The organism is Hyphomicrobiales bacterium (genome assembly GCA_030688605.1).
GTDB lineage: Bacteria > Pseudomonadota > Alphaproteobacteria > Rhizobiales > NORP267 > JAUYJB01.
The window spans coordinates 39480-63813 of record JAUYJB010000014.1; the positions used below are offsets into that span (position 1 = coordinate 39480).

General features: G+C 67.5%; 20 protein-coding genes. 7 read left to right on the plus strand and 13 right to left on the minus strand.

All coding sequences use genetic code 11. From position 1 onward, the window contains the following. Positions 1-422: 422 nt before the first annotated feature. The 4 genes from rpmG to topA form a co-directional block, all read right to left on the minus strand. On the minus strand, positions 423-590 hold the full coding sequence (gene rpmG / locus Q8P46_01840; protein ID MDP2618912.1) for a 50S ribosomal protein L33: 168 nt from the start codon (positions 588-590) through the stop codon (positions 423-425). A 130-nt stretch (positions 591-720) separates the two neighbouring features. Continuing rightward, positions 721-1473 (minus strand): NUDIX hydrolase, encoded by a 753-nt coding sequence (locus Q8P46_01845; protein ID MDP2618913.1) that lies wholly within the window; start codon positions 1471-1473, stop codon positions 721-723. A 2-nt stretch (positions 1474-1475) separates the two neighbouring features. Next, positions 1476-3743 (minus strand): ribonuclease R, encoded by a 2268-nt coding sequence (rnr, locus tag Q8P46_01850; GenBank protein MDP2618914.1) that lies wholly within the window; start codon positions 3741-3743, stop codon positions 1476-1478. Positions 3744-3769: 26 nt separating this feature from the next. Continuing rightward, positions 3770-6307, minus strand: coding sequence for a type I DNA topoisomerase (topA, locus tag Q8P46_01855; protein MDP2618915.1), 2538 nt, complete (start codon positions 6305-6307; stop codon positions 3770-3772). A gap of 303 nt (positions 6308-6610) precedes the next feature. Between topA and Q8P46_01860 the strand changes: the two genes are divergently transcribed. After that, on the plus strand, positions 6611-6865 hold the full coding sequence (locus Q8P46_01860) for a hypothetical protein (GenBank protein ID MDP2618916.1): 255 nt from the start codon (positions 6611-6613) through the stop codon (positions 6863-6865). 286 nt (positions 6866-7151) lie between these two features. Here the strand turns inward: Q8P46_01860 and dprA are convergent, their stop codons facing one another. Genes dprA through Q8P46_01880 form a run of 4 tightly spaced genes read right to left on the minus strand, consistent with a single transcriptional unit; the run spans position 7152 to position 11223 of the window. Continuing rightward, the gene (gene dprA / locus Q8P46_01865; protein ID MDP2618917.1) at positions 7152-8315 is read right to left on the minus strand and encodes a DNA-processing protein DprA; all 1164 of its coding nucleotides are present in this window, start codon (positions 8313-8315) and stop codon (positions 7152-7154) included. Continuing rightward, entirely contained in the window at positions 8302-8928 is a 627-nt protein-coding gene (gene plsY / locus Q8P46_01870) for a glycerol-3-phosphate 1-O-acyltransferase PlsY (GenBank protein MDP2618918.1), read from the minus strand. The genes dprA and plsY overlap by 14 nt, the downstream gene beginning before the upstream one ends. A 15-nt stretch (positions 8929-8943) precedes the next feature. Continuing rightward, a complete protein-coding gene (locus Q8P46_01875) occupies positions 8944-10257 on the minus strand; it encodes a dihydroorotase (protein MDP2618919.1) in 1314 nt (437 codons plus the stop codon). Between the two features lie 6 nt (positions 10258-10263). Then, positions 10264-11223 (minus strand): aspartate carbamoyltransferase catalytic subunit, encoded by a 960-nt coding sequence (locus Q8P46_01880; protein ID MDP2618920.1) that lies wholly within the window; start codon positions 11221-11223, stop codon positions 10264-10266. Between the two features lie 663 nt (positions 11224-11886). Between Q8P46_01880 and Q8P46_01885 the strand changes: the two genes are divergently transcribed. Beyond that, a complete protein-coding gene (locus Q8P46_01885; GenBank protein ID MDP2618921.1) occupies positions 11887-13563 on the plus strand; it encodes an acyl-CoA dehydrogenase family protein in 1677 nt (558 codons plus the stop codon). A gap of 170 nt (positions 13564-13733) precedes the next feature. Here Q8P46_01885 and Q8P46_01890 read toward each other — a convergent pair whose 3' ends face one another. The 4 genes from Q8P46_01890 to pcaB form a co-directional block, all read right to left on the minus strand. Then, positions 13734-15011, minus strand: a complete 1278-nt coding sequence (locus Q8P46_01890) for a GNAT family N-acetyltransferase (protein MDP2618922.1) — start codon at positions 15009-15011, stop codon at positions 13734-13736. A gap of 187 nt (positions 15012-15198) precedes the next feature. Beyond that, on the minus strand, positions 15199-15582 hold the full coding sequence (pcaC, locus tag Q8P46_01895) for a 4-carboxymuconolactone decarboxylase (protein MDP2618923.1): 384 nt from the start codon (positions 15580-15582) through the stop codon (positions 15199-15201). Positions 15583-15595: 13 nt separating this feature from the next. Continuing rightward, complete coding sequence (gene pcaD, locus Q8P46_01900; protein MDP2618924.1) at positions 15596-16375, minus strand: 3-oxoadipate enol-lactonase; 780 nt, start codon at positions 16373-16375, stop codon at positions 15596-15598. A 5-nt stretch (positions 16376-16380) separates the two neighbouring features. Beyond that, entirely contained in the window at positions 16381-17751 is a 1371-nt protein-coding gene (gene pcaB / locus Q8P46_01905) for a 3-carboxy-cis,cis-muconate cycloisomerase (GenBank protein ID MDP2618925.1), read from the minus strand. 228 nt (positions 17752-17979) lie between these two features. Between pcaB and Q8P46_01910 the strand changes: the two genes are divergently transcribed. The 5 genes from Q8P46_01910 (at position 17980) to Q8P46_01930 (ending at position 24092) form a co-directional block, all read left to right on the plus strand. Continuing rightward, positions 17980-18447, plus strand: coding sequence for a (2Fe-2S)-binding protein (locus tag Q8P46_01910; GenBank protein MDP2618926.1), 468 nt, complete (start codon positions 17980-17982; stop codon positions 18445-18447). Positions 18448-18521: 74 nt separating this feature from the next. After that, positions 18522-20873, plus strand: coding sequence for a xanthine dehydrogenase family protein molybdopterin-binding subunit (locus Q8P46_01915; GenBank protein ID MDP2618927.1), 2352 nt, complete (start codon positions 18522-18524; stop codon positions 20871-20873). A gap of 17 nt (positions 20874-20890) precedes the next feature. Next, the gene (locus Q8P46_01920) at positions 20891-21688 is read left to right on the plus strand and encodes a xanthine dehydrogenase family protein subunit M (protein ID MDP2618928.1); all 798 of its coding nucleotides are present in this window, start codon (positions 20891-20893) and stop codon (positions 21686-21688) included. Between the two features lie 266 nt (positions 21689-21954). Then, on the plus strand, positions 21955-22872 hold the full coding sequence (locus Q8P46_01925; protein MDP2618929.1) for a MoxR family ATPase: 918 nt from the start codon (positions 21955-21957) through the stop codon (positions 22870-22872). Between the two features lie 5 nt (positions 22873-22877). Then, positions 22878-24092 carry a VWA domain-containing protein gene (locus tag Q8P46_01930; protein MDP2618930.1) on the plus strand — a complete coding sequence of 405 codons (1215 nt, stop codon included), beginning with the start codon at positions 22878-22880 and terminating at the stop codon, positions 24090-24092. Here the strand turns inward: Q8P46_01930 and Q8P46_01935 are convergent. Beyond that, on the minus strand, positions 24089-24334 hold a 246-nt coding region (locus Q8P46_01935), incomplete at its 5' end, for a hypothetical protein (GenBank protein ID MDP2618931.1). The two genes, Q8P46_01930 and Q8P46_01935, sit on opposite strands and share 4 nt — an antisense overlap.

Below are 24334 nucleotides of genomic sequence, written 5' to 3' on the forward strand. Positions count from 1 at the left end.
CACCGGGCGCAATCAGCCGGCTGGCGTGAGCGCAGCGTGTTAACCGAGCTAATTTACGATACAAATGGAATTCCTTCTGCTAAGGCAATGTAAGAGTTGATTTTGTCGATAGAACGCATATTTTTTATGCAAGGTCAGAGTAGGCAAAAAGAGGGGGGTGAATTTCCCTGCACGAGATCGCGAGCGGCAGATCGTCGCCGGAGTCTCAAAACCCGGAATAGCTAACCCTGCGGAATGCTCAGGTCCGCCGCATCTCCTGGGTCCGTGGGGTTCGGCCGGCCGGAAGGCGGAATGAGTGGCCTCCTCGTACCTGTCCGCCGCCGGCCGGCCACCTATTTCGGACGTCCGACCATCATCCAGACTCAAAAAGGCACCGCCGATGACGGTGCCCCCAAGAAACCCAAGCGGCGGCGTAAGCCGCCTTATTTGATTTTGGCCTCCTTGAACTCGACGTGCTTGCGCGCCACGGGGTCGTATTTGCGCGCGCTCATCTTCTCGGTCTTGGTCCGGGTGTTCTTGCGGGTGACGTAGTAGAAGCCGGTGCCGGCGCTGCTCACCAGCTTGATCTTGACCGTGGTCGGCTTGGCCATGGCGTCACGTCCTCAATATCTGCGCATGCAGGCAAGGGCTGCACAAATGTCGCGGCACGGTATCGATGCGCTGCGAAAAGTCAAGCTAGAGCGGTTCCCTATAACCATGAACCGCTCTAGGGTGCGGGCGTCAAAGATCCTCGCGGACGAATTTCCGCCCGTGCATGTAGAAAAAGGGAACGGGACGCCGAGGTGCTGCCAATTGGCCCGTTTCGAGCCGCTCCTCGATCTCGCCGAGCACGAAGCGGGTGATGTTGGGAATGTCGATGGCGCGGGCCTCCTCGAAGGTCAGCCAATTGACCTCGAGAAGCTCGTCGGACGGCGTCTCGATGCGGCCGGCGTCGGAGGCGACGGCGCCGGCATCCAGCGCGAAGAAGCGCGTGTCGAAGCGGCGCGGACGGCGCGGCGGCGTGATGGCGCGGGCGATGAACACCATGCCGTCGAGGGCCGGCACGATCCCGTGCGCGAAAAAGCGCCGCCAGCTCGGCGAGCGTGTCTGCGGCGGCGCATCGACGCCGCGGCCGACCAACAGGCCGGCCTCCTCGTAAGTCTCGCGGATGGCGGCGAGCGCCAGCGCCCGGGCCATGCTCGCCCGCGCGCCGCCGCGCATCTTGACCATCAGCCGGCGCCTTGTGTCGGCCGTAACATCGGCCAACGGCGCGATGCGGCTGTCGGCGGGATCGACGCGGCCGCCGGGAAAGACGTATTTGCCGGGCAGGAAGCGGTGATTGTCGTGGCGCCGCCCCATCAGCACCCGCGGCCTGCCGCCCGAGCGGTCGACCAGCACCAGGGTTGCCGCATTCTTCGGCCGGATCGGCCGCCAGTTCGGATCGGGCGGCGCGCTGACCAGCGGTATGGGGTTGGCGTCAGCGGTGCGGTTCACTTCTAACCCCGTTTGCGGCGGCCCCGCGCGCGTTTCTTCTCGGCCCCGACGCGCCCGGACTTGCGGGGTTTGACATACTGCCCTTCGCTGACGAGGTCAAAGCGCAAGGCGCCGGCAAGCGGCACCGCCTCGACCAGACGCACTTCGACCGTATTGCCGATGCGGTGCATCTCGCCGGTGCGCTCGCCGATCAGCGCCTGGCGGCGCTCGTCGAGGCGGAAATAGTCGCTGGTCAGGCTCTTTGCCGGGATGAAGCCGTCGGCGCCCGAGTCGGCAAGCCGCACGAACAGGCCAAAGCGCGTGACGCCGGAGATGCGGGCCGAAAACAGGGCGCCGATGCGGCCTGCCAGATGATGCGCGATCAGCCGGTCGAGCGTGTCGCGCTCGGCCGCCATGGCGCGGCGCTCGGCGGCCGAGATCTGAGCCCCGATCTCGTCGAGCGCGGCGATGGTCTGATCGCCGAGCCCATCCGGGCCGAGGCGCAGCGCGCGGATCAATGCCCGGTGGACGATCAGGTCGGCATAACGGCGGATCGGCGAGGTGAAATGGGCGTAGCGGTGCAGATTGAGCCCGAAATGGCCGACATTGGCCGGCGAATATTCCGCCTGCGCCTGGGAGCGCAGCACAACCTCGTTGACGAGCTGGTCGATGTCGGAGCCCTCGACGCGGGTCAGGATGCGGTTGAAATGGGCCGGCCTCAGCGTGCCCGCCTTGGGGAGCTGGATTTCCAGAGTCTTGAGGAAGTCGCGCAGCGCCTCGAGCTTGATCTTCGAGGGCGGCTCGTGGATGCGGTAGAGGAGCGGACTCTTCTTGACCTCAAGCGTCTCGGCGGCGGCGACGTTGGCCTGGATCATGAATTCCTCGATCAGCCGGTGGGCGTCGAGCCGCGGCGGCACGATGATGCGGTCGATGGAGCCGTCGTTCTTGAGGATCACCTTGCGCTCCGGAAGGTCGAGCTCGAGGGGGCCGCGTGCCTCGCGGCCGCGCCTGAGCGCCTGCCAGGCGCCCCACAGAGGCGACAGGACGGGCCCGAGCAAGGGCCGCGTCGTCTCGTCGACGGCGCCGTCTATGGCGGCCTGGGCCTGCTCATAGGAGAGCTTCGCCGCCGAGCGCATGATGGCGCGCATGAAGCGGTGGCCGCGCTTGCGGCCGTCGGCACCGAAGACCATGCGCACGGCCAGGCACGGGCGGTCCGCACCCTCCTTCAGCGAGCACAGATCGTTGGAGATGCGCTCGGGCAGCATCGGCACGACGCGGTCCGGGAAATAGACCGAGTTTCCACGCTCGCGCGCCGCCTCGTCCAGCGCGCTGCCGGAGCGCACATAATGGGCGACGTCGGCGATGGCGACCAGCACCACAAAGCCGCCGGGATTGTTGGCGGCCGTCTCCGGCGCCGCCCACACCGCGTCGTCATGGTCGCGGGCATCGGTCGGGTCGATGGTGATCAGCGGAATTTGCCGCAAATCCTCGCGGCTGTCGGCGCTCACGGCGCGCGCGGCTTGCGCCTCGGCAAGGGCGGCTGTCTGGAACTCCTCCGCGATTCCATGAGCTTGCATGGCAATCTTTGAAATCGTCTTCTGGCTGCCGAGGGGCCCGTGGCTTTCGACAATCCGGGCGCGGGGTGCGCGGGCGCGGCCTTCGCCGGAGACCTCGATCGACACCAGGTCCCCCGGCTTGGCATCGCCGAGATCGCTCGGCCCGACCGTGAATTCCTTTAGATTGCGGCGATCGATGGGCTCGATGCGCCCGCGCCCGCCGGGCTGCGCCCGGTAGACGCCGAGCGTGCGGGCCGCCGCCCTGGCCAGGCGTTTGATGATGCGGGCCTCATAGAGCAGCCGTCCCTCCGGGCCTGCCTCCTCGCTCAGCGTCAGGCGGGCGAGCACGCGGTCGCCGACGCCGACGGCGCCCATCGGCACGCGGGTGCGCGGTGCGCGAACCTGAATGAGGGGCGCCGGCCCCTCGTCCTCGCGGATCCAGTCGAGCGGCGAGGCCGTGAGCTCGCCATCCTGGTCGCGGCCGCTGACCTCGATCACCGCGACCGGGGGCAGGGCGCCCGGCCGGGCAAGCTTGCGGCGCCGCCGCGAAATGGCGCCCTCCTCGGCGAGCTCTTTCAGGACTTGCTTCAGATCGGCGCGCGCGGCGCCCTTGATCTGGAAGGCGCGCGCGATCTCGCGCTTGCCGACGCGCCCCTCATGGTCGCGAATGAAAGCGAGAATCTCGGCCTTGTCCGGGAGCTTATTTGGCCCGGTGGCCTGTTTTTGTCGTGTCATGTCTTATGGGTGGCCCTTCGCTTGGGCTAGTTTCTCCTGCCCGCCGCGCCGGCCTTGGCCGCCTTGGCGGCAATCAGTTCGACCGCCCGGTCGAGAGTCACGTCCTCGGGCTTGAGGCTGCGCGGCAGCGTTACATTGATTTTGCCGTGCTTCACATAGGGGCCGTAGCGGCCGGAGAGAAGTTGGATCGACCCTCCCAATGTCGGGTGTTCGCCGAGATCCTTCAAGGTCTGCGGCCCATTCTTGCCGTTGCGCGCGCGGCGGTTGGCAATCAGATCGACGGCGCGGTTGAGGCCGATCTCGAACACTTCGGCGCTGCTGCGAAGGTTGGCGAACCGGCCGTCATGCTGGACGAACGGCCCGTAGCGGCCGATGCCGGCGGTGATCGGCTTGCCGGTCTCTGGATGCAGCCCGACCTGGCGCGGCAGGGAGAGAAGCCTTAGCGCCAGCGCAAGATCGATCGTCTCCGGGTCGACGTCCTTGGGTATGGAGCCGCGCTCCGGCTTGCCGCCGTCAGCCGCAGCGCGCTCGACATAGGCGCCGAAGCGGCCGTCCTTGAGATAAACCTCGCGGCCTCTCTCGGGGTCGGTCCCGAGCAGACGGCCGGCGGGCCCCTGCTTGTCGCCCGCGCCTGTTTGCGCCTCGCCCGCCAGTTGCCGCGTATAGCGACATTCCGGATAGTTGGAGCAGCCGATAAAGGCGCCGAATTTGCCGATCTTCAGGCTCAGCCGCCCGTCGCCGCAACTCGGGCAGCGGCGCGGGTCCTCGCCGGGGCCGGTGGCGGGAAAGATGTGCGGCCCGAGCAGCTCGTTGAGCGCCTCCAAGACCTGGGCAACCCTCAAATCCTTGGTCTCGTCGACCGCGGCGGAGAATTCGCGCCAAAAGTCGCGCAACAGGTCGCGCCAGGCGATCTCGCCGTTGGACACCTTATCGAGGCGTTCCTCGAGGGCTGCGGTGAAGTCGTACTCCACGTAGCGCCGGAAGAAGCTCTCCAGGAAGGCGGTGACGAGGCGGCCCTTGTCTTCGGGCACGAGGCGCTTCTTGTCGAGGCGCACGTAGCCGCGGTCGCGCAGCACGGACAGCGTCTGAGTGTAGGTCGAGGGTCGGCCGATGCCGAGCTCCTCCATGCGCTTGATCAGCGTCGCCTCGGTGTAGCGCGGCTGCGGCTCGGTGACATGCTGGTTGGCGGCGACCTTCTCGACCGCCGTCGCTTCGCCCGCCTTGACCGCCGGCAGGCGGGCATTCTCCTCGTCCTCCTCGTCGTCGCGGCCTTCCTGATAGAGCTTCAGGAAGCCATCGAAGAGCACCACCTGGCCGGTGGCGCGCAGGCCGTAGGGATTGCCGTCGCCGCCGGTGCCGGCAATATCGATGGTGGTGCGGGCAAGCTCGGCGCTCGCCATCTGGCTGGCGATCGCGCGCTTCCAGATCAGCTCGTAGAGCTTGGCCTGCTCCTCGTCGAGGAAGCGGGCAACGTCGGCCGGTCGCCGGCCCGGATCCGTGGGGCGGATCGCCTCGTGGGCTTCTTGCGCGTTCTTGGCCTTGGTCTTGTAGACGCGCGGGGCCTCCGGCCGGTAGCGGTCGCCGAACTGGCTTGCGATGGTGCGCCGGCAGGCGTCGATCGCCTCGCGCGCCATCTGTACCCCGTCGGTGCGCATATAGGTGATCAGCCCCTGGGTCTCGCCGTTGAGTTCGACGCCTTCATAAAGGCGCTGGGCGATCTGCATGGTGCGGGTAGCCGAAAGGCCCAGCTTGCGCGAGGCCTCCTGCTGCAGGGTCGAGGTGATGAAGGGCGGCTGGGGATGGCGCTTCTGCGGTTTGGTTTCGACGCTCAAGACGGCGAACCTGCCGGCTTCGAGCGCCTGCCTGATCGCTTCCGCCTCGGCCCGGCTCTTGATATCGAGCTTGCCGAGCTTCTTGCCGGCGATTGCAGCAAGGCGGGCGTCGAACGTCTCGCCGGCCGGGGTCTCAAGGCTTGCGACGAGCGACCAGTATTCCTGGCGGATGAAGGTCTCGATCTCGCGTTCGCGGTCGCAAACGAGGCGCAGCGCCACGGACTGCACGCGGCCCGCCGAGCGCGCGCCCGGCAGCTTGCGCCACAAAACCGGCGACAGGGTGAAGCCGACCAGATAGTCGAGCGCGCGGCGCGCGAGATAGGCTTCGACCAGCGGCTCGTCGAGGCCGCGCGGCTGGGCCATCGCCGCCAGCACCGCGTCCTTGGTGACGGCGTTGAAGACGACGCGCTCGACCTTGACGTCGTTGAGCGCCTTCTTCAGCTTGAGCGCTTCGAGCACGTGCCAGGAGATCGCCTCTCCCTCGCGGTCCGGGTCGGTGGCGAGGATCAGCCGGTCGGCCGACTTGACCGCCCGGGCGATTTCGTCGAGGCGCTTTCGCGCCTTGGGGTCGACGTCCCAGGACATGGCGAAATCCTCGTCCGGGCGCACCGAGCCGTCCTTGGCCGGCAGGTCGCGGACATGGCCGTAGGAGGCCATGACCAGATAGCCAGAGCCGAGATATTTGTTGATGGTCTTGGCCTTGGCGGGCGACTCAACGACAACGACGTTCATGGGATCCTCGAATGCGGAAGCCGGGGAGGGCGGCAGCCTGCGGCCTGCGGAGCGTGTGCGGGAAGGCCTCCTCCTCCGACGCGGCCAGACAATGAGAGAATCGGTGTGGCCTGTCAAACGCCGCCTGTTTGCCCGCCTTAGCCGAGACGATTAACGGCGGCGACCCAGCCGTTCGGGCTGCCTTCGCCGATAATCGTAAAAAGAGTACTTCACGAAAAATACAATCATAGGTATAGTTAGCTGCCTGAATGGGGGGGGCCGTTCCTGGTCACAATAAGAGTGCGGCGGCTCAAAGAGGATATCGTGACTCGCAAGACGCAAACTTCCAGGACCGAGGTCTTCGACGAGGCCGATGCGGCGGATGAGGGCGCAGCAACGCGATACCCGCCAGGCGATGCGATAAACTATATTCGCGACATGGTCGGTGCGTTGCACGACATGGCCGAGGATGCCGATCAGCCCCTGCTCGCCTATCTGCTCGACATGGCCCATGAAGAGGCGCGGCTGCAGGCGCGCAAAGCGTCGCGGGCGCAAAATCCGGCAATCGGGCGGGCCTAGAGCGGTTCATGGTTATAGGGAACCATTTGACCGGGATGATTTTGCGCCGTGGCCAGGCGCGGCTCGCCGGGCGATGCGGTGCATCGGCCAACAGCCGCAACACCGCCACGGCGCAAAAGAACCCAGCCTTCGGTGGGCCAAATCGGCCCACCGGGTTCGTTGCGGCGCTCGCCCGATATCCCGTATCGCGCGTCGCGGCCCACGCCTGCCCGGATGAACCGATTTGGCCCATCGAATCGATCCCCTATAACCATGAACCGCTCAAGACCTCACAGGATCGACAACCTCATAGGATCGACACAAGCTGGCCGCCGTGGCGGGCGAGGCGGCCGGCAAGGTCCAGTTCCATCAGCACCGTATAGACCGCGCCGGGGGCAAGCCGCGTGTGGCGGATGATCTCGTCGATCTCGACGGGCGCGGCGCCGAGCGCCTCGATGACGCGGTCGCGGTCGGTCTCGGCCAGCGCCTCCGTCCATTCCGCCGCCTCCGCCTCGGCGCCCTCGGACGCGGTCGCCGGCCGGGTGAGGGCGGCGGCGCCAAAAGCCCGCTGCGGCTCTTCCAGGATGGGCGCGAGCACCTCGATCACGTCCTCGGCCGAGCGCGCCATCGCCGCGCCGTCCCGGATCAGACGGTTGGTGCCGTGGGCGCGCGGATCGAGCGGCGAGCCGGGCACGGCGAACACCTCGCGGCCCATCTCGTTGGCGAGCCTTGCGGTGATCAGCGAACCGGAGCGGCTTGCCGCCTCGACGATGACCGTGCCCAGCGCCAGCCCCGCGATGATCCGGTTGCGGCGCGGGAAGTCGCGCCCCCGCGGCTCGAGCCCCAGCGGCATTTCAGACAGGATGGCGCCGGTCTCGGCGATCGCCGCGTAGAGGTCCTCATGCTCCTGCGGATAGACCCGGTCGACGCCGCCGGCAAGTACGGCGACGGTGCCGGTGGCGAGCGCGCCGCGGTGGGCGCCGGCGTCGATGCCGCGGGCAAGGCCGGAAACGATGGCGAATCCTGCTTCTCCAAGACCGGCAGCGATATTTGCCGCAATCCGCTTGCCGGCGGCGGAACAATTGCGCGAACCGACGATGGCGACCATGGGCCGGGCGAGGATCGCCGCTTCGCCGCGCACGAAGAGAAGCGGCGGCGCGCCCTCGCTATGCTGCAGCGGGACCGGATAGTCCGGCTCGCCCATGGCGACGAGACGGATGTCAAGCCGCGCCGCCGCCTCAAGCTCGGCCTCGGCCTCGTCGGCGGAAGCGATGCGGATTTGGCGCTTCAGCCCGCCGCGCGCGGACAGGCCCGGCAGGGCCTTGAGCGCCGCATCGGCGCCGCCGAAGCGGTTGATCAGCAGGCGGAAGGTGGTCGGGCCGACATTCTCGCTGCGGATCAGGCGCAGCCAGGCAAGCCGCTGGGCATCGCTGAGCCTGCGGCCCTTTCCGCCGCCCTCAGCCATCTTCATGCCCGCTCTCGCCGAGGCGCGGCTCGGTCCCGGTCACGAGCCGGCGGATATTGGCGTAATGCCGGAGCCAGACCAGGAGTGTGAGGGCGATGAAAAGTTCGGAAACCTGCTTTTCGTCGGCCGCGAAGAGGATGAAGGGTACCGCGAGGCTTGCCGTCAGTCCGGCGAAGGAGGAGAGGCGGGCGAACGCGGCGCAGTAGAGCCAGATGGCGGCGAAGGCCAAGGCCGCCGGCCAGTAGAAGCCGATGAGGACGCCGAGATAGGTGGCTACACCCTTGCCGCCCCTGAATTTGAGCCAGACGGGGAAGATGTGGCCGGTCAGGGCGCCGAAGCCGGCGACGAGCTGCGGGTCGGGGCCGTAGAGGCCCGCGAGCCAGACGGCGGCGGTGCCCTTGAGGATGTCGGCCAAGAGCGTCAAGGCGGCAAGGTCCTTGCGGCCGGTGCGCAGCACGTTGGTGGCGCCGATATTGCCGGAACCGATGGCGCGGATGTCGCCGAGACCGGCAAGCCGGGTCAGGATGACGCCGAAGGGGATAGAGCCGACGAGATAGCCGAACGCCAAGGCGATGGCGAGATAGGGGAGCGCGAAGCTCCAGCTGATCGGATCGGGCATGGCCGGCGCCGCTTCTCAGACTTCAACGGAAGCGTAATCGTAGACCGTATGCCCGGCAATGACGGTGCGCGTGACCCGACCCATGAAGCGTGCGCCCTCGAACGGCGTGTTCTTGGAGCGGGAAACGATGTGGGCCTCCTCGCACACCCAGGGCGCCTCGGCGTCGAATACGACGACGTCGCCGGGCGCCCCCTTGGCGAGGGTTCCCGCCTCGAGCCCGAGAATCTCGGCCGGCCGCGTCGACAGGGCGCGCAGGACGGTCGCAAGGTCGGCGTCGCCATTGTGCACCAACCGCAGGGCGGCCGCGAGCAGGGTCTCGAGCCCGATGGCGCCGTCGGCGGCCTCGGCGAAGGGGTGGCGCTTGGTCTCGACATGCTGCGGGTCGTGGGCCGAGACGATGACGTCGATCGAGCGGTCGGCAAGGCCTGCGACCATCGCCAGCCGGTCGTCCTCGGAGCGCAAGGGTGGCGACAGCTTGAAGAAGGTCCGGTAGGAGCCGATGTCGAGCTCGTTGAGGGTCAGGTGGTTGATGGAGACGCCGCAGGTGACGGGAAGGCCGTCCTCCTTGGCGCGGCGGACCGCGGCAAGGGAGTCCGCGCAGGAGAGCTGCGCTGCGTGGTAGCGGGCGCCGGTCAGGCGGGCAAGGCGCATATCGCGGGCGACGACGACGCTTTCCGCCTCGCGCGGAATGCCCGGCAGGCCGAGCCGGGTCGCCGTCTCGCTTTCGTTCATGACGCCTTGGCCTGCCAGGTCGCGGTCCTCGGCGTGGTGAACCACGAGGCCGTCGAAATTGCGCGCATAGGTGAGCGCCTGGCGCATGACCTGGGCATTTTTCACCGAATGGCGGCCGTCGGTGAAGGCGACGGCGCCGGCCTCCAGCATGAGGCCGAACTCGGTCATCTCCTCGCCCTTGAGGCCGCGGGTGATGGCGGCCATCGGGTGGATGCGCACGCTTGCCGTGTCGCGGGCGCGGCGCAGGAGGAAGTCGACGAGCGCGATGTCGTCAATGACCGGGTCGGTGTCCGGCATGACGATCATGGTGGTGACCCCGCCTGCCGCCGCCGCCAGGCTTGCCGAAGCCAGCGTCTCGCGGTGCTCGGCGCCGGGCTCGCCGACGAAGACACGCATGTCGACCAGGCCCGGGGCGACGATCCGGCCGGCGCAGTCGACGATCTTGGTGCCCGCCGGCCCGTCGTCCACTCCCTTGCCGGCGCCAGAGATCCGCCCGTCGACGATGAGCATGCCGCCCCGCTCGTCGAGGCCCGAAGCCGGATCGACGACGCGCGCGTTCTTCAGGAGCAGCGGGGCGTGGGCGCCGTTTATGGTCATCTCCCGTCAGTCCCTGTTTGGCAGGTTCGCGGCCAGCGCCTCGAGCACGGCCATGCGTACCGCGACACCCATCTCGACCTGCTCGCCGATCAGGCTCCGCGGCCCGTCGGCGACCGCCGAGTCGATCTCGACGCCGCGGTTCATGGGGCCCGGATGCATGACCAGCGCGTCCGGCTTGGCAAAGGACAGCTTCGCCTCGTCGAGGCCGTAGAAGTGGAAATATTCGCGCACCGAGGGCACGTAGGAGGCGGCCATGCGCTCGCGCTGCAGGCGCAGCATCATGACGATGTCGGCGCCCTTGAGGCCATTGCGCATGTCGGTGAAGACCTCGACGCCGAGCCGCTCGATGCCGGCCGGCAGCAGCGTCAGGGGAGCCACCACGCGCACCCGCGCGTGGAGCTGGTTGAGCAGCAGGATGTTGGACCGCGCGACCCGCGAATGCAGCAGGTCGCCGCAGATCGTCACCGTCAGACGCGCGATGCGGCCCTTGTGGCGGCGGATGGTGAGCGCGTCGAGCAGCGCCTGGGTCGGGTGTTCGTGGGCGCCGTCGCCGGCGTTGATCACCGAGCAGCCGACCTTCTGGGCGAGCAGATGCACCGCGCCCGACGAGCCGTGGCGCACGACCAGAATGTCCGGGCGCATGGCGTTCAGCGTCGCCGCGGTATCCAGCATGGTCTCGCCCTTCTTCACCGAGGAGGTGTCCACCGACATGTTCATGACGTCGGCGCCGAGGCGCTTTCCGGCCAGCTCGAAGGAGGATTGCGTCCGCGTCGAGGCCTCGAAGAAGAGGTTGATCTGGGTGCGCCCGCGCAGCACCGACTTCTTCTTCTCCACCTGACGGCTGACCTCGACCGCCTCGTCGGCGAGGTCGAGCAGGGTGACGATGTCGTCGCGGGAAAGGCCTTCAATGCCGAGCAAGTGCCGGTGGGGAAAAAATCGCAGGGCGCTCGACGGTATCGGTTCCATCGAAGCCATGGCTATAGGCGGAATCGCACGGGGGGGCAAGCATGGTGACCGGAACCGTCCACCGAATTCTGCCCGAGGCGTTAATGCCATACTGTCGAAAAGCAAAGGGGCAAGCTTCGCCGTTGCCGCGAGCCGCTTTGCTCCGGGTTTTGCCTTATCTTTCCCCCTTCGCCCAATAGGACGCGGGGCCGCGGGCGCTTCACGTCGCACCGCTACTCAACTAACTGGCGCTCCGCGAAGCGCCCGCCGCGGCGATTTTTGGCCATTGTCCGACCGCATCTTCGGCCAACCGGGCAGCGGGCTCTTCAGCCGCCTTGACCACGCCCCCGCACCTCGCGAACGCGGGGACCCATTGGTATTGCCCCTTGTGCATTCCCGAGAGAATGATCGATCGAGTCCGCCCCCCAAGGCCAATAGGTTGCCGATGTCTCGGGAACGACGTTGTGGGCCAAGGCTCCGACCGGAATCCAGAAAAGAGGCTGCCCAGAATACCGCCACGTGATTCGGGATCCAGCCTGCAGGATGGGTTGAGCGCGGCGAAACGCATCATCTCGCAAGGCAATTCCTAATGCGGTGGGTTTCGCTCCGCTACGTGCTTCGCCGGTATGACGGCGCACGCCGCAATAGCTGCTAATATGCGCCGTGCAGGAGAGGAGCGCGGCGATGAGTGAACCGTTCGAAACCCACGAGGTCTTCAACCAGTCGCCGGCCTTCGCCGATGTCGAGCTATTCGACGCCGACCTTCCGTTAAGGGAGGCGGCGCGGCGCGAGGGGGCGGGAGAGACTGCGGACCTAAGCGAATTCGGCAGGCTGCTCGGCACGGCGCAAATCCTCGAGGAGGGCCGCATCGCCAATGTCTGCGCGCCGACGCTGCATGCCTTCGATGCCAGCGGCAACAGGCGCGACCGGATCGAATTTCACCCCGCCTATCACGCCTTCATGCGCCGCAGCACCACCCAAGGGCTGCATTCGGCCGCCTGGGAGCATCTGCTGACCGGCAAGGCGCCGGCGCCGAGCCGCTTCGTCAGGCGGCTTGCCGGCATCTACATGATGTCGGAGGTCGAGCCCGGGCATCTGTGCCCCATCACCATGACCCATGCCTGCGTCGCGCCGCTGATCGCCGAAAAGCGCCTCAGCGAGGCGTCGGTGTGGCTGCCGAAGATCCTGTCGCGCGCCTACGACCCGGCGTTCAAGCCGATGGCCGAGAAACAGGGCGTGACCATCGGCATGGGGATGACCGAAAAGCAGGGCGGCACCGACGTGCGCGCCAACACGACCAAAGCGGAGCCCGCGGGCGAGGGCGAATATCGGCTTACCGGGCATAAATGGTTCATGTCGGCGCCGATGTGCGACGCCTTTCTGATGCTCGCCCAGGCGCCGGGCGGGCTTTCCTGCTTTTTCGTGCCGCGCTTCAGGCCCGACGGCAAGATCAACGCCATCCGTCTCATCCGGCTCAAGGACAAGCTCGGCAACCGCTCCAACGCTTCCTGCGAGGTGGAGCTTGCCGGCGCCCATGGCTTTCTCGTCGGCGAGGAGGGCCGCGGGGTCGCCACCATCATCGAGATGGTGACGCTGACCAGGCTCGACTGCGCCGCCTCCTCGGCCGGGCTGATGCGCTGGGGGCTTGCCAACGCGCTGCATCACGCGCGCCACCGCAGCGTGTTCCAGAAACGGCTCGCCGACCAGCCGATGATGCAAAGCGTGCTCGCCGACATGGCGCTCGACGTCGAGGCGGCCGTCGCGCTCGCCTTCCGGCTCGGCCGCGCCTTCGATCGCGCCGGGAAGGACGAACAGGAGGCCGCCTATGCCCGCTTCATGACGCCGATCACCAAATATTGGTGCTGCAAGATCACGCCAAGGCTCGCCTGCGAGGCGATGGAGTGCATGGGCGGCAACGGCTATGTGGAGGAGGCTCCCCTGGCCCGGCTTTACCGCGAGGCGCCGCTCAACGCCATCTGGGAGGGGTCGGGAAACGTCATGTGCCTCGACATGCTGCGGGCGTTCGACAAGGACCGGGCCGCCGCCGACGGCGTGCTGGCGGGCCTCTTCGAAGCGGCCGGCGGCAACATGCTGATCACCGCCGCGTTGCAACAGGCGGGAGCGATCCTTGCCGACGCCGGCCGCGCCGAGACCCAGGCGCGGTTCGCCGTCGAGCAGATCGCGCTTGCGGCAGCTTCCGTGCTGCTGAAGGAAGCAGCCCCCGGGGAAGTTGCAGACAGCTTCATCACGGCGCGGCTCGGCGGCAGCTTTTCCTACACCTATGGCGCTTTCGGCGGCAGCTTCGGCGGGGCCGGAAGCGCCGAGGCGCGGGCGATCCTTAAGCGGGCCCTGCCCGAATAGGCGGCATGCGGGCCGTCCTCCAAGCGGACCATCGCCGCGGATCTGAAGCTGGAGCATGACACTCTGGCGACCCGGCGCGGGCAGGCCTTCTGCCCGTGCCCGCGATGATCAGCCGGGAATGACAAGATTGCCGGATGAGATTGCCGGGATAAAACTACCGGGCGCCGGCCTCAGGAGTTTTCGAACCGCTCAAGGTCCCCCGCCTGGCTGCCGGCGGCAAAGCCGCGCTTGAAATCCCACCAGCTCTTGAGAAGCCGATTGGCGACGGCCCTGAGCCGCGGATGGCGCTTGACCCGGCGGACCGCCTCGAGCTCGATCCGGTCGAGCCCCGCCGCGAGCCGGCCCCTGAGCGTGAACGGCACGAAGGAGACGAGGATCGCGTCGCTGCGGTCGATCCATTGTGCCTTATAGTTCTCGTCCCCATTGGAGAAATCGAACACCTCGAGCCCCTCGCCGATGGCCTGCTTGAAGATGTGGACGAGCAACAGAAGGCCGGGCGAGTAGCGGGCCGCGCGCCCCTCCTCATAGGCGCAGAGATAGTAGATCAGCCGGGCATGGTCGACGAGGCAGAAGGCTAGCGCAACGGCGCGGCCGTCCAACTTCAACGCATAAAGGCGGTAGCGGGGATCATCCGAGGTGACCCGCGCCAGCTCGCGCAGGAAGCGGCGGGCGGCGGCATCGGCGAAGGCCACGCGCTCGCCGCGCGCCTCGAGCTGCGCGACCTTCCAGGCGACGAGCCTCAGCATGAGCTGGCGGCGCTCGATGGGCGAGGAGACGGCCTGAAAGGCGAGTTCGCCGAGCCGGGCGAGCTTGCGCTCCTTCTCGCCCAGCCGGCGCAGGGAGCGGACGCTGCGATGGGCGAGCGAGAAGTCCTGCCAGTTGTCGCCGAGCACGGCGGAGTGGGCGCGGCAGGTGAAAGGGACGCTGCGGAAACCGGCAAAGGGATTGGGCAGGCCGCGCAGGCTTTCCGGCTGCTTGGCGAGATACATATAGTCTATGCCCGGCACCAGGTTGCGCAGGCGGCCGACGATCGCGGCAGCGAAGTCCGCCGGCAGGCGCCGCAACGTGTCGAGGTCGAACAGCGGGCCGTTATAGTCGGCAAGCTCATGGCCGAGCCAGACCAGGCGCCGGGCGCCGCGCCATTGCTCGACGGCAAACGGCAGGATGAAGGCGAGCCGGTCGCCGCGATAGCCGAGCACGATCAGCGGCGAGACGGCGTTTCGGCCGCCGGCGGCGAACTGCCAGGCATGCATCCATTGATAGCTTTGAAACGGCGTGCAGGCGGCGCCTTTCTCGAAGGCGAGCCAGGTCTCGCGGGCGTCAGCGAGATCGTTGAGGATGCGCAGTTCGAACTCGGCCGTCGTCAGCGGCCGCAAGGGCGCCGCGAAAACGCCGATGCCGGCCTCCGCCTGGTAGGATTTTTCGGTTACCGCCAGATCCAGATCCATCGGCCATTGTCCCGCGTGCGCCGCCGGTTCACCGCCGCGGAAAGGTATCAGCAAGAAATGTGCCGACGATTAAGCCTTTGATTCAAATCGTTACCGGCGTTTCCGCGCCGGCGGCGGCGGCCACGCTGTGCCGATGTGGGACGATCGGAGCGGGGCCGGCCCAGGGCCGATCCGAAAATCGGACAGTCTATGGCTCGTCCGCGGCGGCGAAGGCCGATTCGGCCCAGCGCATGGCGTTATTGGCGGCCGGCAGACCGCAATAGATGGCGCTGTGGAGGATGAGTTCCTTGATCTCGTCGCGGGCAACGCCGTTGTTGAAGGCGGCGTGCACGTGCATCACGAACTCCTCCTCGCGGTTGAGCGCGATCATCATGCTGAGCGTCAACAGGCTGCGGGTCTTGCGGTCGAGGCCAGGCCGCGACCACACATCGCCCCAGGCGGTGCGGGTGATGAAATCCTGAAAATCGCGGTTGAAATCGTTAAGGCCCGCCTCGGCCCGCGCGACATGGGCCACGCCCAGGACGGCGCGGCGGAACTTCATGCCGGCGGCGTGCCTCTCCTTGTCGTTCATGCCTCGATCTCCGCTAATTGGTGAGAAACGTGACGACGGCCTGGTTGAAGGCGGCCGCCGCCTCGATGTTGGAGAGGTGCGCGGCCTCGATCGTCGCGAGCCGCGAGCCGTGGATGGCGCGCTGCAGGAACTGGCCGTGGTCGGGGGGCGTCGCCGGGTCGTGGGCGCCGACCACGATCATGCTCAGCGCGGCGATGGCGGAGACCGTCTGGCGCTGGTCCATGTCGCGGATCGCCATGCAGGAGGCGGCGTAGCCGGCAGGCGGGGTCGCCAGGAGCATCGCCCGGACCTTGGCGACGACGTCGCGGTGTTCCGAGCGGAAGCCGGCGGTAAACCAACGCTCGACCACGGCCTGCGTGACCGCCTCCATGCCGCCCGCCGTGACCGCCTCGATGCGCCCGTCCCAGAGCGAGCGCGGCGGCAGGTGGGCGGAGGTGTTGCACAGGACCAGCCGGCCGACGCGCCCCGGCATATTGACGGCGAGCCACTGGCCGACCATGCCGCCCATCGACAGGCCGCAGAAATGCGGCTTCGCGATGCCGACGGCATCGAGCAGGCCGACCGCGTCCTGGCACAGCATGTCGATGGAATAGGGCCCTTCGGGCGCCGCGGACTTGCCGTGGCCGCGGCTGTCGTAGCGCAGCAGCCTGAAATGCTGCGTGAACGTCTCGACTTGGCCGTCCCACATGTGCAGATCGGTGCCGAGCGAGTTAGACATCATCAGCACCGGCGCGTCCTCCGGGCCGTCGAACCGGTAGTGCAGGCGGGTTCCGTTCACTTCGGCAATTGGCATGTCGTCTATTTGTCCCTACGTTTCAGTGCTTTATCGGCGGCGCGGGTGACCGCATCGACGAAGGCGCCGGCCTCGCCCAGATAGCCCGCCGGGTCGAACAGGCGCTTGAGCGCGGCGGCGCCGATGGCGTCCGTGATCTCTGCGTTCTCGGCGATGACGGCGCTCAGATGCCGCTTCTCCGCGACCGCCTTGGCGCAAGCCTCGCCGACTTTTTCGTGCGCCGCAAGCCGGCCGAGCTTTGCGGCGAGCGCCATGGCGACGGCCTCGGCCATGATCAGGCCGTGGGTCAGGTCGAGATTGGCCCGCATCCGCTCGGGATCGACGACGAGCCCCTCGGCGAGCGCGCGGGCTGCCGCAAGGGCGCTTGCGCCATAGACCACGATCTCGGGCAAAGCCAGCCATTCGGCGTGCCAGCCGCCGGTGCCGCGCTCATGGTCCTGGCCGAGCGCGCGCAGCATGAGGGGCGCGAGCGCCTGCACCTGTTCGCAAGCGGCGAGAATCGCGGCAGCCGCGACCGGGTTGCGCTTGTGCGGCATGGTGCTAGAGCCGCCGCGCCCGACCTCCACCGGCTCCGACACCTCGGCGATCTCGCTCTGCATCAGAAGCGCCACGTCGCCCGCCATCTTGGCAAGGGTTCCGCAAAGGAGCGCGAACTGGGCGGCAAGTTCCGCGAAACGGTCGCGGGCCGACTGCCAGGGCATGTCGGGGACGCCGAGCTTGAGCTCCGCTGCCAGCGCCTTCTGCACGGCGCGGCCTTGGCCTGCAAGGGCGGCGAGGGTCCCCACGGCGCCGCCGAACTGGACGACGGCAAGGCGGGGGCGAAGCTCGCCCAAGCGCTCGCGGGCGCGCAGCAGGGCGGAAAGCCAACCGGTGACCTTGAAGCCGAAACTGATGGGAAGCGCCTGCTGCATGAAGGTGCGGCCGGCCATGGGGTGGTCGCGGTGCTTGCGGGCGAGCGCCGCGAGCGCGGCGATGAGGCCGTCAAGGCTTGCCTGCGTGTGGTCGAGCACCTCGCCGAGCTGCGTAACCAGGGCGGTGTCCATGAGGTCCTGGCTGGTCGCCCCCCAATGGACGTAGCGGCCGGCCTTGCCGCCGACAAGCGCGGTCAGCTTCTTGACCATGGGGATAACCGGGTTGCCGACCTTGGCGGTGGCGGCGCCGAGGGCGTCGAGGTCGAACAGCTCGGCGCGGCATTTCTCGGCGATCTTTCCCGCCGCGTCCTCGGGGATGACGCCGCAGCCAGCTTGCGCCCGCGCCAGCGCCGCCTCGAAGTCGAGCAGGCCCTGCAGGCGGGCGCGGTCGGAGAAGATTTTGGCCAATTCGGGACGCGCGAACAGGCGGCCGAGGAGCGTAGAATCGCCTGCGCCGATGGTCATGCCGCTGCGGGCCTCCCCCCAATGGATTGCTTGCGTTCGGGTGGGACTGTAGCCGGAGCCCGTGCGGTCTGTCATCCATTGGTCGCACGCCCGTTCCTATGTTGGCCTTGACCGGGAACCGGCGAAGCGCGAGACTTCGCGCCTCGGGTATGAGTTGATTTCGGTCCTGCGGACCAAGCGGAACACCTTAGAAAACCGCAACAATACGTCGTTAGGGGAGGAGCGCGGATGCCAACCGTGTCGATGACCGTGAATGGAAAGAGCGTATCGGCCGATGTCGATACGCGCACGCTGCTGGTGCAATTTCTGCGCGAGACGCTGGGCCTCACCGGCACCCATGTCGGCTGCGACACCAGCCAGTGCGGCTGCTGCGTCGTTCATATCGACGGCCAGGCGATGAAGTCGTGCACCCGCCTTGCCATGCAGTGCGAAGGGGCCGAGGTGACGACCATCGAGGGGCTGGCCGCCAACGGCGCGCTGCACCCGATGCAGCAGGCCTTCCACGAAAATCACGGGCTTCAGTGCGGCTTCTGCACGCCGGGCATGATCATGGCCGCGGTGGACATGGTCAATCGGCTCGGCAACAAGCTCGACGAAAAGACCATCCGCCACGAGCTCGAAGGCAATCTGTGCCGCTGCACGGGCTACCACAATATCGTCAAGTCGATCGCCGCCGGCGCCGCGGCGATGAAATAAGGCCGCCAGGTCGGCTCGCTGCGGCGAACGCGCCCGAATAACAGGCCAGAATTCTTCGGCGTTGGGAGGACGTCATGACGGATCAGGGTATCGGAGCGGCGGTCCTGCGCCGCGAGGACGGACGGTTCATCACCGGCAAGGGCAGATTTGTCGACGACATCAGCCGGCCGGGCCAAGCCTACGCTTGTTTCCTGCGCTCGCCGCACGCCCATGCCGAGATCAGGAAGGTCGATGTCGCCAAGGCCGCCAAGTCGGCCGGCGTGATCGTGGTGCTGACCGGCAAGGAGGTCGCCGCCGACGGCCTCGGCGGCATGCCGTGCGGCTGGGGCATCACCAACAGCGACGGCACCAAGATGGTCGAGCCGGCCTGGCCGATCCTCGCCCAGGGGCGGGTGCGCTTCGTCGGCGACATGGTCGCGGTGGTCGTCGCCGAGAGCCTCGCCGCGGCGCGCGACGGCGCCGAGGTGATAGAAGTCGATTACAAGGCGCTGCCGGCCGCCGCCTCGACGGCGACGGCGATGCGGGCCGGCACGCCGCAAATCTGGGACGCGGCGAAGAACAATGTCTGCTTCGACTGGGACCTTGGTGATGCGGCGGCGACCGACGCGGCGATCGATGCGTCCGCCCATGTCACCAAGCTCGATATCGTCAACCAGCGGGTCGTCGCCAGCGCCATCGAGCCGCGTGCGGCGCTGGCCGAATATGACGCCGCCAACAACCAGTTAACGCTGCACTGCACGAGCCAGGCGCCGCACGTGGCCCGCCTGCTGCTCGGCGCCTTCGTGCTCAACCATCCCGAGCACAAGTTCCGCGTCGTCTCGCCGGATGTCGGCGGCGGCTTCGGCTCCAAGATCTACCCCTATGTCGAATACGCGGTGCTGTGCTGGGCGGCGAAGCGGCTCGGCCGGCCGATCAAATGGACGGCGCAGCGGTCTGAATCCTTCCTCTCCGACGCCCATGGCCGCGACCATGTGACGGTGGCCGAACTGGGCCTCGACAAGGACGGCGGGTTCACGGCACTGAGGGTTTCGACCATCGCCAATCTCGGCGCCTATCTGTCGACCTTCGGGCCGCTGATCCCGACCTATCTTTACGCGCCTCTGTTCGCCGGCCAGTACACGACGCCGGCCATACACGTCCGCGTGCAGGCGGTGTTCACCAACACGGTGCCGGTCGACGCGGTGCGCGGCGCAGGCCGCCCGGAGGCGACCTTCTTGCTGGAGCGGTTGGTCGAGACGGCGGCGCGCGAACTCGGCATGGACCCCGGCGAATTGAGGCGCAGGAACTTCATTAAGCCGGATGCCTATCCGTATCAAACCCCGGTCGCCTTCGTTTACGATTCGGGAGACTACGCGGCCGCCCTCGACAAGGCGCTGGAGATCGCCGACTACAAGGGGTTCGCCAAGCGGCGCGAGGAGGCCAAGAAGCGCGGCAAGCTGCGCGGCATCGGCCTGTCGACGCCGATCGAGGCGACGGGCGCCGCTCCCTCGGCGATTGCCGGCGCGCTCGGCGCCCGGGCGGGGCTTTATGAATCCGCCGAGGTGCGATTCAACCCGACCGGCTCGGTCACCGTCTATTTGGGCGTGCACAGCCACGGACAGGGCCACGCCACCACCTTTGCCCAGATCGTCGCCAGCAAGCTCGGCGTGCCGTACGACAATGTCGAGATCGTCGAGGGCGACACCGGCGCCATCCCGTTCGGCATGGGCACCTACGGCTCACGCTCGGCTTCGGTCGGCGGCAGCGCGGTGATCAAGGCCTGCGACAAGATCATCGCCAAGGGCAAGAAGATCGCGGCCCACCTGCTGGAGGCGTCGGAAGGCGACATCGGCTTCGAGGACGGCAGCTTCAAGGTCTCGGGCACGGACAAGGCCAAGAGCATCGGCGAGGTGGCGTTCGCGGCTTACGTGCCTCACAACTATCCGCTGGAGACGCTGGAGCCGGGCCTCGACGAGCAGGCTTTCTTCGACCCGACGAACTTCAATTTCCCTTACGCCGCTTATGTCTGCGAGGTGGAGGTCGATCCCGACACCGGCGTCACCGAGATCGTGAAATTCACCGCAGTCGACGATGTCGGCAACGTCATCAACCCGATGATCGTGCACGGCCAGGTCCAGGGCGGCGTCGTCCACGGCATCGGCCAGGCGCTGACCGAGCAGTCGGTCTATGACGCTTCCGGTCAGCTCGTGACCGGCTCCTACATGGACTATTGCCTGCCGCGCGCCGACAACGTGCCGATGATCGACTGCGACCTGACGGTCACGCCCTGTCCGTCGAACCCGCTCGGCGTCAAGGGGGTCGGCGAGATCGGCGCCATCGGCGCGCCGCCGGCAGTGATCAACGCCATCACCGACGCGATCGGCAACAACGATTTGTCGATGCCGGCGACGGCCGAAAAGGTCTGGCAGGCGATCCGCGCCGCCTAATCGAGGAGAGAATCGAGATGTATCCCTTCAACTATCACCGCGCGGCGAGCCTCCAGGAGGCGGCCAAGCTCCTTACCGGCGAGCCGGAGGCGAAGCTGCTCGCCGGCGGGCAGACCTTGCTGCCGACCATGAAGCAGCGGCTGGCGGGCCCGTCCGATCTCATCGATCTGACCGGCATCGCGTCCCTCAAGGTCATCAAGGCCGACAAGAACGGCGTCCAGATCGGCGCCATGACGACCCATGCGGAGGTCGCGGCCTCGAAGGACGTGCAGAACGCCATTCCGGCGCTCGCGGCGCTTGCCGGCGACATCGGCGATCCGCATGTGCGCGCGGCCGGCACCATCGGCGGATCGGTCGCCAACAACGACCCGGCCGCCGACTATCCGGCCGCCTGTCTGGGGCTTGCCGCCACCGTCATCACCAATCACCGCACGATTTCAGCCGACGAATTCTTCACCGGCCTGTTCGAGACCGCGCTCAACGACGAGGAGATCATCACCGCGGTGAATTTCCCGATTCCGGCCCAGGCCGGCTATGTGAAGTTCAAGAACCCGGCTTCCCGCTACGCCATCGTCGGCGTCTTCGCGGCGCGGACGGGCGGCGGCGCCAGGGTCGCCGTCACCGGCGCCGGCGCCGAAGGCGTCTTCCGGGTGAAGGAGATGGAGGCGGCGCTGGACAAGAATTTCAGCCCCGATGCGGTCGCCGGAATCTCGGTGTCCGCCGACGGATTCAACAGCGATATCCACGCCAGCGCCGAATACCGCGCCCATCTGGTCACGGTGATGGCCAAGCGGGCGGTGGCGGCAGCGCGCTAAAACAGCAGCCGTTCGGTCAGAAAATGGCGTCATCGTTATTCCGGACAGCGTGCGCGCGGCGCATCGCGTGATCCGGAATCCAGCGCAATTCCAGGGATTGCGGCAAGGCCGCAACTGGACTCCGGACTCCGCCGGAGTGACGTATGCGGGGCGATCTGCTGTCGACGGTCGGCGTTCTTGATAAATCGCAACGCTCTCCTAGCTGTGATACACAGAATTCCGGCGCGCCGGCGCGCGCCGCTTGTTCGCGCCTTGAGGATATGACCATGACCAACGGCGTGCCGGCGTCGATCGACAAGACGATGCAGCTGCTCAAGGGCGAGAACTATCTCGCCGACCGGGCGCTGGCGACCGTGCTTTATCTGGCCCTGAAGCTCGGCCGGCCGCTGTTCCTCGAAGGCGAGGCCGGCGTCGGCAAGACCGAGATCGCCAAGGTGCTGGCCACGGGCCTGAAGCGCAGCCTGATCCGTCTGCAATGCTATGAGGGGCTCGACGTTTCTTCCGCGCTCTACGAGTGGAACTTCGCCGGCCAGATGACCGAAATCCGCATCGCCGAGGCCGAAGGCGTCACCGACCGGGGGCGGCTCGAGGAGGACGTGTTTTCCGAGCGTTTCCTCATCAAACGGCCGCTCCTGGAGGCGCTCGAGCCGCACACCGAGGGCGCGCCGGTGCTGCTAATCGACGAGATCGACCGCACCGACGAGGCCTTCGAGGCGTTCCTGCTCGAGGTGCTGTCTGACTTCCAGGTCACCATCCCGGAGATCGGCACCATCCGCGCCGAGCGGCCGCCGATCGTCGTCATCACCTCGAACCGCACCCGCGAGGTGCACGACGCCTTGAAGCGCCGCTGCCTCTATCACTGGGTCGATTTCCCGGATGCCGAGCGCGAGCTCGCCATCGTGCACGCCAAGGTGCCGGGCGTTCACGACCGGCTGTCGCGCGAGGTGGTTGGCTTCGTCCAGGCGATCCGCAAGGAGGACCTGTTCAAGGCGCCGGGCGTCGCCGAGACGCTCGACTGGGCAGCCGCGCTCGCCGAGCTCGACGCGGTGGCGCTGGAGCCGGGCACGGTGTCGGACACGCTCGGCGTGCTGCTCAAATATCAGGACGACATCGAGCGCATGCGCGAGGGCGCCACCAACCGCATCATCGAGGAGGTGCGGGCCGAGCTCGTGGCCGCGGGGTGATCGGGATGGGCGCGGGCGAGGCCGACGGCCGGCTTGCCGACAATGTCATCCATTTCGTGCGCCTTCTGCGCGGCGCCGGGCTGTCCGTCGGCCCTGCCCAGGCGCTCGGCGCGCTCGAAGCGCTGCAGACGGCGGGCATCGGCCGGAAGCAGGATTTCTACTGGACCCTGCACGCAACCCTGGTCACACGCCGCGAGCACAAGCCGATCTTCGACCAGGCCTTCGCCCTGTTCTGGCAGAAGCGCGGGCTGATCGACAAGATGATCGCGCTGATGTCGCCGGAAATGAGCTCGGCGGCAGCCGAGGCCCAAGAGCCGAAGCCGGCGGCGCTGCGGCTCGCCGAGGCGCTGGGCGAGGGGGCCGAACAGCCGCCGCGGCGCGAGGAGCAGGCCGAATTCGACGCCAGGCTGACCATGTCGGAGCGCGAGGTCCTGAGAAGCAAGGATTTCGAGCAGATGAGCGCCGCCGAATTCGCCGAGGCCGCGCGCCTGGTGCGGACCCTGGTGCTACCCGAGGACGAGGTGCGCACCCGGCGCACCCGGCCGCTTGCCCGCGGCAGAAAGCTCGACCCGCGCGGCACGCTCAGACGCACCTTGCGCACCGGTGGCGACGTCATTGCGCTGGCGCGGCGGACGCGGCGATTGCGCCATCCGCCGCTGGTCCTGCTGATCGACATTTCCGGTTCGATGGCGAGCTATTCGCGCGTCATGCTGCATTTCGCCCATGCGCTCGCAAGGGCGCGCGAGCGGGTGCACGTGTTCCTGTTCGGCACCAGGCTTTCCAACGTCAGCCGGCATCTGCGCACCCGCGACCCGGACGAGGCGCTGGCGGCCGTCTCGCGCGCGGTTGAGGACTGGTCGGGCGGCACGCGCATCGCCTCGTGCCTCACCACGTTCAACAAGGACTGGTCGCGCCGCGTGCTCGGCCAGGGGGCGGTGGTGCTGCTAGTCTCAGACGGGCTCGAACGGGAGGCGGGCAGCGAGCTGCCGCGGCAGATCGAGCGGCTGCACAAATCCTGCCGCAGGCTCGTCTGGCTCAACCCGTTGTTGCGCTTCGACCGCTTCGAGGCGCGGGCGGGCGGCATCCGCGCCATGCTGCCGCATGTTGACGAATTCAGGCCGGTGCACAATCTGGAAAGCCTGGCGTCGCTGGCAGCGGCCCTCGACGGCCGGCGGCAATTCCTGCCCGACCCGAGGACATGGCTGAGACCGGCCGCCTAGAGCGGTTCATGGTTATAGGGAATCAATTCGATGGTCCAAATCGGTTCATCCGGGCAGGCGTGGGCCGCGACGCGCGATACGGGATATCGGGCGAGCGCCGCAACGACCCCGGTGGGCCGATTTGGCCCACCGAAGGCCGGGTTCTTTTGCGCCGTGGCGGTGTTGCGGCTGTTGGCCGATGCACCACATCGCCCGGCGAGCCGCGCCTGGCCACGGCGCAAAATCATCCCGGTCAAATGGTT